The sequence below is a fragment of the Curtobacterium sp. MCSS17_008 genome (assembly GCF_003234185.1).
In the GTDB taxonomy this organism is placed as follows: domain Bacteria; phylum Actinomycetota; class Actinomycetes; order Actinomycetales; family Microbacteriaceae; genus Curtobacterium.
The window spans coordinates 40080-53882 of sequence record NZ_QKSM01000005.1; the positions used below are offsets into that span (position 1 = coordinate 40080).

The 13803-nt window shown below is 72.6% G+C and carries 14 protein-coding genes; 11 read left to right on the top strand and 3 right to left on the bottom strand.

Annotated elements, in window-relative coordinates; all coding sequences use genetic code 11:
- Positions 1 to 112: 112 nt before the first annotated feature.
- Entirely contained in the window at positions 113 to 1030 is a 918-nt protein-coding gene (locus DEJ23_RS16005; protein WP_111239608.1) for a M23 family metallopeptidase, read from the bottom strand.
- A gap of 161 nt (positions 1031 to 1191) precedes the next feature.
- Between DEJ23_RS16005 and DEJ23_RS07210 the strand changes: the two genes are divergently transcribed.
- Positions 1192 to 1680 (top strand): hypothetical protein, encoded by a 489-nt coding sequence (locus tag DEJ23_RS07210; RefSeq protein WP_111239609.1) that lies wholly within the window; start codon positions 1192 to 1194, stop codon positions 1678 to 1680.
- Positions 1681 to 1794: 114 nt separating this feature from the next.
- On the top strand, positions 1795 to 4005 hold the full coding sequence (locus tag DEJ23_RS07215; RefSeq protein WP_111239610.1) for an NADP-dependent isocitrate dehydrogenase: 2211 nt from the start codon (positions 1795 to 1797) through the stop codon (positions 4003 to 4005).
- A gap of 239 nt (positions 4006 to 4244) precedes the next feature.
- Here DEJ23_RS07215 and DEJ23_RS07220 read toward each other — a convergent pair whose 3' ends face one another.
- Positions 4245 to 4697 carry a DUF3817 domain-containing protein gene (locus DEJ23_RS07220; protein WP_111239611.1) on the bottom strand — a complete coding sequence of 151 codons (453 nt, stop codon included), beginning with the start codon at positions 4695 to 4697 and terminating at the stop codon, positions 4245 to 4247.
- Between the two features lie 88 nt (positions 4698 to 4785).
- Between DEJ23_RS07220 and DEJ23_RS07225 the strand changes: the two genes are divergently transcribed.
- Together DEJ23_RS07225 and DEJ23_RS07230 are read left to right on the top strand one after the other, a co-directional pair.
- Positions 4786 to 5562 (top strand): ThuA domain-containing protein, encoded by a 777-nt coding sequence (locus tag DEJ23_RS07225; RefSeq protein ID WP_181429167.1) that lies wholly within the window; start codon positions 4786 to 4788, stop codon positions 5560 to 5562.
- Positions 5559 to 6710 carry a PP2C family protein-serine/threonine phosphatase gene (locus tag DEJ23_RS07230; protein ID WP_111239612.1) on the top strand — a complete coding sequence of 384 codons (1152 nt, stop codon included), beginning with the start codon at positions 5559 to 5561 and terminating at the stop codon, positions 6708 to 6710. The genes DEJ23_RS07225 and DEJ23_RS07230 overlap by 4 nt, the downstream gene beginning before the upstream one ends.
- Positions 6711 to 6785: 75 nt before the next feature.
- Here the strand turns inward: DEJ23_RS07230 and DEJ23_RS07235 are convergent, their stop codons facing one another.
- Entirely contained in the window at positions 6786 to 7217 is a 432-nt protein-coding gene (locus DEJ23_RS07235; RefSeq protein WP_111239613.1) for a hypothetical protein, read from the bottom strand.
- Positions 7218 to 7298: 81 nt separating this feature from the next.
- Between DEJ23_RS07235 and DEJ23_RS07240 the strand changes: the two genes are divergently transcribed.
- The 7 genes from DEJ23_RS07240 to DEJ23_RS07270 all read left to right on the top strand — a co-directional run bounded on the left by DEJ23_RS07240 (position 7299) and on the right by DEJ23_RS07270 (position 13698).
- Positions 7299 to 8009 (top strand): ScbR family autoregulator-binding transcription factor, encoded by a 711-nt coding sequence (locus tag DEJ23_RS07240; protein ID WP_111239614.1) that lies wholly within the window; start codon positions 7299 to 7301, stop codon positions 8007 to 8009.
- Positions 8010 to 8126: 117 nt separating this feature from the next.
- Entirely contained in the window at positions 8127 to 9005 is an 879-nt protein-coding gene (locus tag DEJ23_RS07245) for a phosphotransferase (protein WP_111239615.1), read from the top strand.
- Between the two features lie 58 nt (positions 9006 to 9063).
- On the top strand, positions 9064 to 9687 hold the full coding sequence (locus DEJ23_RS07250) for a hypothetical protein (RefSeq protein ID WP_111239616.1): 624 nt from the start codon (positions 9064 to 9066) through the stop codon (positions 9685 to 9687).
- 262 nt (positions 9688 to 9949) lie between these two features.
- On the top strand, positions 9950 to 10597 hold the full coding sequence (locus DEJ23_RS07255; protein WP_111239617.1) for an ABC transporter permease: 648 nt from the start codon (positions 9950 to 9952) through the stop codon (positions 10595 to 10597).
- Positions 10584 to 11888: an ABC transporter ATP-binding protein gene (locus DEJ23_RS07260; protein WP_258375326.1), complete on the top strand. Its 1305-nt coding sequence runs from the start codon at positions 10584 to 10586 to the stop codon at positions 11886 to 11888. The genes DEJ23_RS07255 and DEJ23_RS07260 overlap by 14 nt, the downstream gene beginning before the upstream one ends.
- Positions 11885 to 12658 (top strand): ABC transporter permease, encoded by a 774-nt coding sequence (locus tag DEJ23_RS07265; RefSeq protein ID WP_111239618.1) that lies wholly within the window; start codon positions 11885 to 11887, stop codon positions 12656 to 12658. The genes DEJ23_RS07260 and DEJ23_RS07265 overlap by 4 nt, the downstream gene beginning before the upstream one ends.
- Positions 12655 to 13698 (top strand): glycine betaine ABC transporter substrate-binding protein, encoded by a 1044-nt coding sequence (locus DEJ23_RS07270; protein ID WP_111239619.1) that lies wholly within the window; start codon positions 12655 to 12657, stop codon positions 13696 to 13698. The genes DEJ23_RS07265 and DEJ23_RS07270 overlap by 4 nt, the downstream gene beginning before the upstream one ends.
- Positions 13699 to 13803 lie beyond the last annotated feature (105 nt).

Here is a 13803-nt window from a genome sequence, read left to right on the forward strand (position 1 = left end):
GTCCATGCTGTGATCCTGCACAGGTCAGCTGGGACGTCGCCGCGGCAGTGCTGCGCGAGCGCTGTGGGTCCGGGGTGCGGGGCGCTCGACGACGACCGCTGCCCGGACTCGCTCAGATGGTGAGCGAGCGGCCGATGCGCGCCTCGAGCCAGGCCTCGGGATCGATCGGGGTCACGCCGTCCATGAGGACCTCGAGGTGCAGGTGCGCACCCGTCGAGACCCCGGACGACCCGACGCTGCCGATGAACTGGCCGGCCTCGACGGTGTCGCCGGCCTGCAGCGGCGAGGACCCCGGGATCATGTGCCCGTAGAGGGTGGAAACGCGGCGGCCCTCGATCACGTGGTCGATGATCACGGTCGTGCCGTAGGAGAAGTACGTGCCCGAGACCCGGACGGTGCCGGAGGCGACCGCGCCGATCGGAGCGCCCATGCCCGGGTTGAAGTCCAACCCCTGGTGGAGCGAGGAGCACGCGGCGCAGGGGGCGGAGCGGTACCCGAAGCCGGAGCTCATGCGCACCGGGCCGGGGAACGGCGAGCGGACCTCGCCGCCGTAGGACACGGCGCCCTCGGCCGCCTCGCCGTCGGACGCGACGACGACCTGCTGCCCGCCGCCGACCGTGAAGTCGTCGCGGTCGAGTGCGGCCGCGGTGACCGCCTGGGTCACCGCGTAGTCCTGGGTGCGGACCTGGGGTGCGAGCGTGGAGGTCGCGAGCGAGGTGCCCGCGCTGGCGTGCGCGGGCATCGCCGACGCGGCGAACATCGCGAGGGCGGCTGCGGCACTGGTGAGCGTGATGCGGCTGGCCCGGTGCGAGCGGCCCGGACGAGCGGCACGTGCGGCGGTCGCCGTGGCTGCCGGCAGCGCGGCGCTGCGGCGGCGGACGACACGCGTGATGCGTGCGTCGACGTGCTCGGTGGTGGCACGGGCCGGCTTCCGGGCCGCGGCGCGTTCGGCCTCGAGGGCCGCGCGACGGGACAGGTGCACGACCGGGGTCTCCGGCTGCTGCTGGTCGGTGTCGTGTGTCGTCGTCATGGCCGCAGACCATTCTGCACGAGTCTGTCGCTTTGTACAGACCCTTTCGTGATCTTCTCGTTACCGAACTGCTGGGAGCCCGCTGACGCGTCACCCGGGTCGCGTGCCGGCCGGGCGTCCGGTCGGTAGTGTCCGAACCCAGCGACCGGAAGGACCTGCGCATGGCCCGAACGCCGCGGGAACGGCACGAACCCATCGACCTCGCGACCGCCGAGGTCGTGCTCGCGGGCACGCAGGAACTGCTGCCCGTGCTCCGCGCCTCGGCCGTGCGCGCGGGTGTCGACGCGGCGCGGATGCGGGTCGTCGGGGTCGACGACCTGCCCGATCCGCACGAGCACGCGGACGCGGACCTGGCCGTGATCGCGATCCGCCGCCCCGGCGACGACCCCGCCTTCCACCGGGCGCAGGAGGCCGCCGAGCTCATCGCCCCGCTGCTCGCCCCGAACGCGGTGCGCGTCGTCATCACCGTCTCCGGCGTGACCCGCCTCGCCCCCAGGGTTGAGCGCACCCTGACCTCCGAGGTGCTGCACCAGATCGGTGTCGCCTCGTCCCGCTCCGGGTTCACGCGACCGTTCCGGAGCCTGCGGACGCGGCTCGGCACGGCGGGCCTGCGGGCGGCCGGGGTGCGGGTGTTCCGGATCACCGTCTGACCACCGCGGGCGCCGGGACGGGTGTCGGACGGAGCGGGTATCTTGATGTCGAGACATCCCGCGCCGCGAGTAGCGTGGACGTACCGACGGTCGAACAAGGGAGTACCCGCCAGCATGGCCAAGATCATCTACACGCTCACGGACGAGGCACCGTTCCTCGCGACCCACTCGTTCCTGCCGGTCGTCGAGGCGTTCGCGCGCACCGCGGGGGTCGACGTCGAGACCCGCGACATCTCGCTCTCGGGCCGGATCATCGCCCAGTTCCCGGAACGGCTCAGCGACGAGCAGCGCCTGGACGACGCCCTGGCCGAGCTCGGCGAGCTCGCGGGGAGCCCCGAGGCGAACATCATCAAGCTGCCGAACATCTCGGCGTCGATCCCGCAGCTCAAGGCGGCGATCGGGGAGCTGCAGGCGCAGGGCTACGACCTGCCCGCCTACCCCGACGAGCCCACCACCGACGAGGAGCGCGACGTCCGCGCGCGCTACGACCGCGTCAAGGGCAGCGCCGTCAACCCGGTGCTGCGCGAGGGCAACTCGGACCGCCGCGCGCCGCTCTCGGTGAAGAACTACGCGAGGAAGCACCCGCACCGCATGGGTGCCTGGAGCGCTGACTCGAAGACGAACGTCGTGACGATGGGCCAGGACGACTTCCGGTCCAACGAGCGGTCCTGGACCGCCCCGGCCGACGACACCCTGACGATCGAGTTCGTGGCGGCCGACGGTCAGACGACCGTCCTCAAGCAGTCGGTCCCCGTCCTCGCGGGCGAGGTCGTCGACGGCACGGTGCTGCACGTCCGCGCGCTCGAGGCGTTCCTGCGGGACCAGATCGCGGCCGCCCAGCAGCAGGGCGTGCTGTTCTCGGTGCACCTCAAGGCGACGATGATGAAGGTCTCCGACCCGATCATCTTCGGCCACGTCATCCGCGCGTTCTTCCCGAGCGTGTTCGAGCGCTTCGGCGCCGACCTCGCCGCCGCCGGGCTCAACCCGAACGACGGCCTCGGCTCGGTCCTCGCCGGGCTCGACAGCCTGCCGAACGGCGCGGAGATCAAGCAGGCGTTCACGGACGGGCTCGACGCCGGTCCCGACCTCGCGATGGTCGACTCCGACAAGGGCATCACCAACCTGCACGTGCCGAGCGACGTGATCGTCGACGCCTCGATGCCGGCGATGATCCGCACCTCCGGCCACATGTGGGGTCCGGACGGCGAGGAGCACGACACCCTCGCGGTCATCCCGGACTCGAGCTACGCCGGCATCTACCAGGCCGTCATCGAGGACTGCCGCGCGAACGGGGCGTTCGACCCGTCGACGATGGGTTCGGTGCCGAACGTCGGCCTCATGGCACTCAAGGCCGAGGAGTACGGCTCGCACGACAAGACGTTCGAGGTCCCGGGCGACGGCACCGTGCGCGTCGTCACGAGCGCGGGCGAGACCGTGATCGAGCACGACGTCGAGCAGGGCGACATCTGGCGTGCCTGCCAGACCAAGGACGTCGCGATCCGCGACTGGGTGAAGCTCGCCGTGAGCCGCGCCCGGGCGACCGGCGCCCCCGCCGTGTTCTGGCTCGACGAGACCCGCGCGCACGACGCGAACCTGATCGGACTCGTGCACCGGTACCTCGGCGACCACGACACCGACGGTCTGCAGATCGAGGTGATGGCGCCGGTCGACGCCATGCGCTTCTCGCTCGAGCGCATCCGCCGTGGCGAGGACACCATCTCGGTCACGGGCAACGTCCTCCGCGACTACCTCACCGACCTGTTCCCGATCATGGAGCTCGGCACCTCGGCGAAGATGCTCTCCGTCGTCCCGCTGCTCGGTGGTGGTGGACTGTTCGAGACCGGTGCCGGCGGCTCGGCCCCGAAGCACGTGCAGCAGCTCGTCGAGCAGAACTACCTGCGCTGGGACTCCCTCGGTGAGTTCCTCGCGCTCGCGGTGTCGTTCGAGCACCTCGCGGGCGTGACGGGCAACGCGCGGGCGAAGGTCCTCGCGGACACGCTCGACCGCGCCACGGGCACGTTCCTCGACGAGGACAAGTCCCCGGGCCGCAAGCTCGGCTCGATCGACAACCGCGGCAGCCACTTCTACCTGGCGAAGTACTGGGCCGACGAGCTCGCCCGGCAGACGGAGGACGCCGAGCTCGCGGCGGCGTTCCAGGGCCTGGCGTCGCGGCTCGACGAGCACGAGTCGACGATCGTCGACGAGCTGAACGGCGTGCAGGGGCACCCGGCCGACATCGGCGGGTACTACCGCCCGGACGCGGCGAAGACGGACGCCGTGATGCGCCCGTCCGCGACGCTGAACGAGGCGCTCGCCGCCCTGTAGGCGACCCCACGACGGACGGGAGGCGCGGTGCCGGCTGGCACCGCGCCTCCCGTCCGTCTTCGGTGCCGCCCGCGTGCCCGCCTGCCCGCCTGCCCGCGTGCCCGCCTTCCGGTCGCAGAACACGCCGTCCGTACCGGAGATGAGCGGCGGGTCGTGCGACCGGAACGACCGCGCGCGGCGGGTCGTGCGACCGGAACGTCCGCGCGCGGCGGGTCGTGCGACCGGAACGACCGCGCGGGTCAGCCCTTCGGGACCGGCGGGCCGACCACGAGCAGGCCGGAGAACACCAGGGCGACGGCGACGGCCCCGATGCCGACGGACACCGCGGGCCGACGCACCACGAAGAAGAGCAGGCGGTCCCAGAGGCCCGATCGTCCGTCGGGTGTGCGGCGCCAGGGGCCCTCGAGCATGCCGCGCCGGGCGACGACGACCTCGAACGGCACCGTCGCGTAGGGCACCACGGCGCTCGCCCACCCGAGCACGAGTGCGCCGACGGACCAGCGCTGGTTCACGGCGACGACCGTGGTCACCACGAGGTACGCCAGGAACACGAACCCGTGGATGCTCCCGCCGATCCGGACGCCCCACTCGCCGGCGTCCAGCCCGTACTTCAGCACCATCCCGGCGATGAGCAGTGTCCAGGTCACGAGTTCGGCCACCGCGGCGGCCCGGAACAGGGAGCGAGGAGTCATGCCGACATCGTCGCGCACCCATCCGGGAGAAGCCCCGACACACCGGCGGTCGTATCGATTCGACCCCGGAGCGGGTAGCGTCGGGGGCATGTCAGCGCCGACCGAGGACCGTCCCCTGAACATCGTCGTCTGGAACGAGAACGTGCACGAGAGCCGCGGCGACGCGACCGTGCTCGGGCACTACCCCGACGGCATGCACACCGTGATCGCCGCCGCGCTCCGCGAGCACCACCCGGAGGCGAGGGTGAGCACCGCCACGCTGCAGGAGCCCGAGCACGGCCTGACCGCCGAGCGTCTGGCCGCGACCGACGTGCTGTTCTGGTGGGGTCACATCGCGCACCAGGACGTCTCGGACGAGGTCGTCACGCGCGTGGTCGAGGCCGTGCACGCCGGCATGGGTCTCGTCGTCCTGCACTCGGGGCACTACTCGAAGCCGTTCACGCGGCTGATGGGCACGACCTGCTCCCTGAAGTGGCGCAACGACGGGGAGCGCGAGCTGGTCTGGACGATCGCGCCCGAGCACCCCATCGCCGCCGGGGTCCCGCACCCGATCGTCATCGACCGCCAGGAGATGTACGGCGAGTACTTCGACATCCCCCGCCCCGACGAGGAGGTCTTCCTGTCGACCTTCGCCGGCGGCGAGGTGTTCCGCTCGGGCGTCGCGTACCGCCGCGGCCTCGGCCGGGTCTTCTACTTCTCGCCGGGCGACCAGGAGTACCCCGTGTACCACCACGCGGACGTCCAGCGGGTGCTGGCGAACGCCGCCGCCTGGGCCGCCCCGACCGCCGAGCGCCGTCAGCTCACCGCCGACCCCCACCCGCGGGACTGGTTCCTCAGCGAGGGTGCGCGTACACAGGAGGGGTGACCAACCATCTCGACGGTGCGGACCGCCGCACCGCGGTGATCGAGGCGCTCGAGGTACTCGGATCAGGGCCCGAGGAGCGCTTCGACCGCATCACCCGCATGACCCACGAGGCGTTCGGCGTCCCGCTGACCTTCCTCAACCTCGTCCACCACGACCTCGTCACCACGCAGTCCACGTACGGGTTCCAGCAGGGGACGAGCGTGCCCGCGAGCGAGCAGTTCTGCGCGACCACGGTGCTGACCCCCGGGCCGATGGTGATCCCGGACACCGCGCTCGACGTCCGGTTCGCCCACACGCCGGCCGTGACCGAGTACGGGGTCCGGTTCTACGCGGGCGCCCCGCTCACCATGCCGGACGGCACCCGCGTCGGCACGCTGTGCGTGATGGACGCCCAGCCGCGCGAGTTCTCGGACGAGGACCTCGCGCTCCTCGGCGACCTCGCGCGCTGGGCGGAGCGCGAGCTCGGCCGCGTGATCGAGCGTGGCCGGGTGCAGCGGGTGCTCGCCGGCCTGGTGCCCGAACCCGTCACGGTGCCCGGGGCGTCGCTCGACGGCCTCCTGGTGCCGAACGAGGACGGCGGCGACCTGGTCGACTGGCGGGTCGCTGCCGACGGCTCGGTGCACGTCACCGTGGGCGCGGTGACCGCGGCGGGGCGTGCCTCGGCGCTCCTCGCAGCCTCGGTGCGCGCTGCCGTCGTCGCCCAGACGGACGTCCCGCTCCGCGACGCGATCGCCGGCCTGGAGGCGCAGCTCACCCCCGACCTGACGACCGCGGGAGCCGTCGGGTCGCTCCTGCACCTGCGGTTCGACCCGAGGTCGGGTCACGCCGAGTGGGTGGACGCCGGCCACGGCCCGGCGCTGCACGTCCGCGCCGACGGCTCCGTGACCCCGCTGCGCTCGACCGACCTGCCGATCGGCCTGCAGCCCGCCGGCGTCGCCCGCACCGTCGGAGCGACCGACCTCGCACGCGGTGACCGGGTCGTGCTCGTGACCGACGGCATCCTGGCCCTCGACGGGGTCCGCGACGCGGTGGGGCTCGCGGGACTGGCCGCGGCGCACCCCGACGACCTCGTCGACCACGTCCGGACGCTCGTGCCGACCGGCGGACCCGAGGCCGACGTCTCGCTGGTGGTGCTCACCAGGCGCTGACCAGCGGGGTCAGGGCCAGGGCCAGGGCCAGGGCCAGGGCCAGGCCCAGGGCCAGGGCCGGTGTCGGTGTCGGTGTCAGCGTCCGCGCGGCGACGGTCGTCCCGTTGCGGCGGCGACCAGCAGCGTGGCCAGGAGGCCGAACCCGGCGAGCTCCACCCCGAGTCCCGCCGTCTTCCAGTAGGCACTGGCCACGACCTGCGGCTGCGTGATCGCGTCGGGCCACCACGGGTCGAGGAGCGGCAGCGTCCCGGGGAACGGGTCGAGCCCGAGCACGACGAGGCCGGCGAGCAGCAGCACGACACCGAGACCCGCCATCGCCCCGCGGGAGCGGTGCAGCATCCGGACGACGAGTGCGGCGGCCATGCCGACCAGGCCGAGCACGGCCACCAGGAACGCGATGACGACGACCGGCTGCGGCGCGAGGGCCACCCAGTCGAGCACGGCGATCGGCAGCAGCAGCCACCGCCCGGCTCGTGCCCAGCGCTGCGGGTTCCGCCATGCGTCCATGCCGGTCACCGTACGACAGCGCTCCGGGGGGTCCCCTGAGGGCCTCCCCGCGCACGGGCGCTCCTGGTTACGATCGAGCGCATGGCGCAGGACGGCCGGGTCAGGCAGGAACGGGCGGTGGCGACCCGTGCGGCCCTCATCGAGGCGGCGGCGGCCGAGTTCGACGAGCGGGGCTACGTCGGGGCCTCGATGGACGGGGTCGCCGAGCGCGCGGGGATGACCAAGGGGGCGCTGTACTTCCACTTCCGCTCGAAGGCGGACATGGCCAGCGCGGTGATCGCGCGACAGGACGAGATCTCCCGGCGATACGCCGAGGTCGCCGCCACCCGTGCGACGTCGCCGCTCGAGTCGCTCATGTGGATGTCGCAGGGCGTCGCCACCCAGATGGCGCAGGAGGTCGTGGTCCGCGCGGGGCTCCGGCTCGCTGCGGACCCGAACGCGCGGGAGATCCCCCGCGACCACCCGTACGAGCGCTGGGTGGAGCACACGGCGGACATCATCCGCCGGGCGATCGACGCGGGCGAGGTCGACCCGTCGTGGGACCCGGAGCTCGTCGGGCACGTGGTGAGCCCGGCGGTCGCGGGCGTGCAGATGGTGTCGGACATGCTGCACGACCGCGCCGACCTGTACGAACGGCTGCAGGAGCTCTGGACGATGCTCCTGTCGGCGATCGCCACCGAACGGACCCGGACGCAGGTCCCCCGACTCGTGGCGATCATCCGGCCCGAGGGGCCCGAGGGGCCCGGGGGGCCCGAGGGGCCCGAGCCGCCCGAGGGGCCCGCGGACGTCTGAGCGACGCGGGTCCCCCCAGGGACACCCACGTCGCTGTGCTTGGAGGATACCAAGGAGTACGTTTCCGACAGCAGCCCCACTTCGTGGGGACCCGGAGGACGTCGCTACCCTGTGCCGATGGGCACCCCGGCAGCCGAGTTCCACGTCGACGTCGACCTCGTCGCCGCACTGCTGCGGGACCAGCACCCGGACCTCGCCGACCTGCCGCTGCGGGTCGTCGCGAACGGGTGGGACAACGTCGTCCTGCGCGCAGGCGACACCCTGGCCGTCCGGTTGCCCCGACGTGCCGCGGCGGCCGCGCTCGTCGAGCACGAGCAGCGGTGGCTCCCGTCGATCGCCGCCCGGGTCGGGGACGTCGTGCCGGTGCCCGAACCCGTCCGCACCGGCCGGCCCGCACTCGGTTACCCCTGGGCCTGGAGCGTCGTGCCGTGGCTGCCGGGCCGTCCGGCGGGCGAGCGGTCACAGGGTGGACGGGTGGCTCGGGACCTCGCCGCGTTCGTCACGCGCCTGCACGTCCCGGCGCCGGCGGACGCTCCCGTGAACCCGGTCCGCGCCGTCCCGCTGGCCACACGCCGCGATGCCGTGCTGACGCGACTGGCGACGGCCGACGTTCCCCGGGCGGTGGAGCTGGCGGCGCTCTGGCAGGTCGCGGCCGCCGCACCCGCTCACGCCGGGCCTGGCGTCTGGGTGCACGGCGACCTGCACCCGTTCAACCTGCTCGTGGAGTCGTCCCCCCTCGGTGACCGCCGCTTGTCGGCGGTCGTCGACTTCGGCGACGTGACCGCGGGGGACCCCTCGGTCGACCTGGCGACCCGCTGGCTGACGCTGGACGGCACCGGTCGCCGGACGTTCGCGGAGCTCGTCGCCGTGGACGACGCCACGTGGACGCGGGCCCGCGGGTGGGCCGTGTCCATCGCGTCCGCGCTGGCGACCACCGACGACGACGCCTTCCGGACGGTCGCCGCCCGTGCGATCGACGCGGTGCTGGACGACTGAGCCCACCGGGGCTTATCGTTCCCTCACCTGTCCGTGCACTGGAGATCGGAGGGGCCTGATGACCCTCGAGTTCCGCGTCCCGCACGACGTCGACACCGACGCCTCTCCTGCCCCGTCCACCCGACCCGTCACCCCCGGCCGCGCCGGCCTGCGTGGTCTGCGCGACCGGATCGCCGCCCGCAGGGCCGCGGCTCGCGACCGACGGCTGGTCGCGCACCTGCACGAGCTCGACGACGCGCAACGGCTGCTCACGAACGCCCGCGGAGTCGTCGAACGCGGTTGGATCCAGCACTCCTGGTTCGCGTACCTCGACGAGCACGGCCGGGTGCGGAAGGCATCGAGCGCCGCCGCGATGGACGTGCAGGGACGGCCCCTGGTCGCCGCGTGCCTGGTCGGCGCCGTCGTGTCGGCCGCGGGTGGGCCGCAGGTCGTCCACTCGCAACAGGTGCAGCGGGCGCTCGACCTGGTGTGGCACGCCCTCGCCGCCGACGAGGGCCAGCCGGTCGTCTGGTGCCCCGCGCCGGACGTCCGGACGGCCCGGGTCCGGGACCTGACGAGCTGGAACGACGGTCCGTCCCGGGACGCGGCCGAGGTCGCCTCGCTGCTGCTCACCGCCGAGCGGGTGGCGGTGCACGAGACCCGACGCGTCGCCGCGCGACGGGTGGTGCCGACGTCGACGTGAGCGGTCCGGCCCGCCGTGCGACCGCGGCGGGCGGCGGGCGGAGGATCCCCGCGTAGCCGACTCCTGCTCGGCATCGTTACCGTTCTCCCAGGTGGGCGTGGGGGACGGCGGCCTGACCGGGGGTTTCCTGCTGGCGGAATCCGCAGGAAGTGGATGTTCCGAGGGGTTCGGGTTCGCCAGGACCGGCCCTCCTGCGTACGGTCGGTGAGGTTCGTGCCCCGTCGTGTGGGGCGTTCGGCCGACCAGGGAGGAGCACCCACCCGTGTTCCAGTACGTCGTGGAGCGATGGGACCAGATCTGGTTCTCGTCGTGGCAGCACTTCTCACTGGTGGTCCAGTGCACCGTGCTCGCCACGCTCATCGCCGTGGTGCTCGCCGCACTCGTCTACCGCAGTCCACAGCTCACCTCGATCGCGAACGGGGTGTCCGCCATCGGCCTGACGCTGCCGTCGTTCGCCGTCATCGGTCTGCTCATCGTGCCGCTCGGCTTCGGCGTCGTGCCGTCCGTCGTCACGGTCGTGTTCTTCGCCACGCTGCCGATCCTGCGGAACGCCGTGGTCGGTCTCGCCGAGATCCCGCCGGCCGTCGTCGAGTCGGCGCGGGGGATCGGCATGAGCCGGATGCGCACCCTGCTGCAGGTCGAGCTGCCGATGGCGTGGCCGATCATCCTCAGCGGCGTCCGGGTGTCGGCGCAGATGGTCATGGGCATCGCCGCCATCGCCGCCTACGCACTCGGCCCCGGTCTCGGCGGCTTCATCTTCTCCGGCCTGTCCCGGCTCGGCGGCGCGAACGCCCTCAACTCCGTCGTCGTCGGCGTGATCGGGGTCGTCCTGCTCGCGTTCGTCCTCGACCTGCTCCTCATCGGCCTCGGCCGCCTGACCACCCCGAGAGGTATCCGTGTCCAGCACTGACCACGCCACCACCACCGTCCCCGACGGGGACGTCACCGGCCGCAGCATCCTGCTCGACGAGGTCACCAAGCGGTACCCGGGCCAGCAGAAGCCCGCCGTCGACGGCATCACGCTCGAGATCCCGGCCGGCAAGGTCGTCATGCTCGTCGGTCCGTCCGGCTGCGGCAAGACCACCACGCTGAAGATGATCAACCGGCTCATCGAACCCACCGAGGGGCGGATCGTCGTCGGTGACGAGGACGTCACCGGCATCGACGGCGACGAGCTGCGTCGACGCATGGGCTACGTGATCCAGGCGGGCGGGCTGTTCCCGCACATGACCGTCGCGGCGAACATCGCGATCGTGCCGAAGATGCTCGGCTGGTCGAAGGAGAAGATCGCCGCCCGCGTCGACGAGCTGCTCGACCTGGTGTCGCTCGACCCGGACGCCTACCGCGACCGGTTCCCCCGGGAGCTCTCCGGCGGGCAGCAGCAGCGCGTCGGCGTCGCCCGGGCGCTCGCCGCGGACCCGCCCGTCCTGCTCATGGACGAGCCGTTCGGCGCCGTCGACCCGATCACCCGCCAGCGGCTGCAGGACGAGCTCCTGCGCATCCAGGAGGAGCTGCACAAGACGATCGTCATCGTCACGCACGACTTCGACGAGGCCGTGAAGCTCGGCGACTGGATCGTGATCTTCACCGAGGGCGCGCACATCGTGCAGTACGACACCCCGGAGCGGATCCTGGCCGAACCGGCCAACGAGTTCGTCGAGAACTTCATCGGCTCCGGTGCCGGCCTCAAGCAGCTGACGCTCAACCGCGTGCGGGACGTCGAGCTCGCCGCCGCCGTCACGTGCTCGGCGGGCGAGGAGACCCGCGCCGTGCTGCAGCGCATGGACGAAGCCGGCGGGCACCAGCACGCCGTGGTCGTCGACCGCCGGCAGCGCCCCGTGCAGTGGCCGTCGCGCCGGCAGCTCGAGCGCCTGACCCGCGTGCCCGAGGGGACCGAGCCGGACCTGCCCGTCGTCGGCGAGGCCGCGACCCTGAACGACGCGCTCGACACCATGCTCGTCTCGAGCGCCGGCGCCGCCCTGGTGACGGGTCGCGGCGAGGCGTTCCGCGGCGTCATCACCGTCGAGACCGTGATGGACGCGATCACGCGATCGCGTGCAGCGGCGGCGTCCGACCACGCGCACGCCCCGGTCGGCACGAACACGAACCCGATCGAGACCCTGCCGTCGTCGCCCGCCACCGTGGAGGAGCGGAACGACGAGCACGAGGCGCAGGCCGGAGCGGGCGAGGAGGTCCGGTGAGCACCGCCGTCGCCGGTCGCGGCACCGGTCCCGCCACCGCCGAGCGGACCCCCTGGAAGGGCCTGCTCGTCCAACCGATCGCGATCCTCGTCGTGCTCGCCGGGTTCGCGGTCTGGCTCGCGACCGCCGACCTGTCCGCGACCGAGCGGTCGACGCTCAACCCGTCGGGCATCCTCGAGCTGACCGGGCAGCACCTCGTCCTGACGCTGCAGGCCACCGTGCTCGTGCTCGTCATCGGCATCCCGCTCGGCATCGTGCTCACCCGGGGCCCGTTCCGCCGGGCGAGCACCGCCGTCATCGCCGTCGCGAACTTCGGTCAGGCGGCACCCGCGGTCGGGCTCATCGTGCTGCTCGCGGCGTGGCTCGGGCTGAACAGCTGGTCGGCCGTCGTCGCGCTCGTGCTCTACGCGATCCTGCCCGTGCTCCGGAACACCATGCTCGGCGTGCAGAGCGTCGACAGCCGGCTCGTCGAGGCCGGACGGGGGATGGGCATGAGCGCCCTCAGCGTGCTGCTGAAGGTCGAGCTGCCCCTGGCCGTGCCGGTCATGCTCTCCGGCATCCGGACCGCCCTGGTGCTGCTCGTCGGCACCGCCAGCCTGGCGACCTTCGTCGGCGCGGGCGGCCTCGGCCTCCTCATCACCACGGGCGTGAACCTGTTCCTGCCGAAGGTGCTCGTCTCCGGGGCGCTCCTCGTCGCGCTCCTCGCCCTGACCATCGACTGGATCGGCCGCGTGGTCGAGACGGTCGCACGACCGAAGGGACTCCGATGACGCACGCCGAACCGCGCGACGCGAGCCGCGCCTCCCGTCCGTCCGCCGGCCGCCGCTGGGTGACCGCCGCCGCCGTCGCGGGGGCGAGCGCCCTCGTCCTGTCCGGCTGCGGGCTGCAGCCGGCGGCGTCCTTCGTGCCCGGTGCCGCACCCGGTTCCATCCAGCGGATCGACGACCTGCCCGACGACGCGCAGCTGACGGTCACGTCGAAGAACTTCACCGAACAGCTCGTGCTCGGGAAGATCGCCGTGCTCGCCGCGAAGGCGGCCGGGTTCGACGTCACCGACGAGACGAACGTGCCAGGGTCGGTCGCGGTGCGTGAGTTGATGACCTCGCACAGCGCGGACTTCACGTACGAGTACACGGGGACCGCCTGGCTGACGTTCATGGCGCACGAGCAGGGGATCCCGGACAAGACCGAGCAGTGGCAGGCGGTCAAGGACGAGGACGCAGGCAACGGGCTGACCTGGCTCGAGCCCGCGCCGATGAACAACACCTACGCGTTCGCGGTGCGTGACGAGGCGGTGTCCGAGCTCGACGACGTCGCGACGCTCTCGGACATCACGAAGCTGCCGGTCGACCAGCGCACGTTCTGCGTCGAGTCGGAGTTCAACTCGCGCGCCGACGGCTTCAAGCCGATGCTCGAGAAGTACGGGCTGGAGCTCGGCGGGTCCGGCGACAACGGTGTGCCGACGTCGAACGTCAGCATCCTCGACACGGGTACCGTCTACACGGCCACCGACCGGGGCAAGTGCAACTTCGGTGAGGTCTTCACGACCGACGGCCGCATCAAGTCGCTCGGCCTGACGGTGCTCGAGGACGACCGCGGGTTCTTCCCGGCCTACAACGTCGCGCCCGTGATCGACTCCGAGACGCTCGAGGAGTACCCGCAGCTCCGCGACGTGTACGACCAGATCTCGCCCGCGCTCACCGACGAGGTGCTGCAGGAGCTCAACCGGCAGGTGGACGTCGAGGGGCGCGAGCCCGCCGACGTCGCGTTCGACTGGATGGTCGACGAGGGCTTCATCACGGCACCCTGAGCGGGGCCGACGGACGGACGGGAGGCGCGGTGCCGGTCGGTACTGCGCCTCCCGTCCGTCACGACACGCGGGTCCGGGCCGTCCGCCGCGCCACGGCGGACGGCG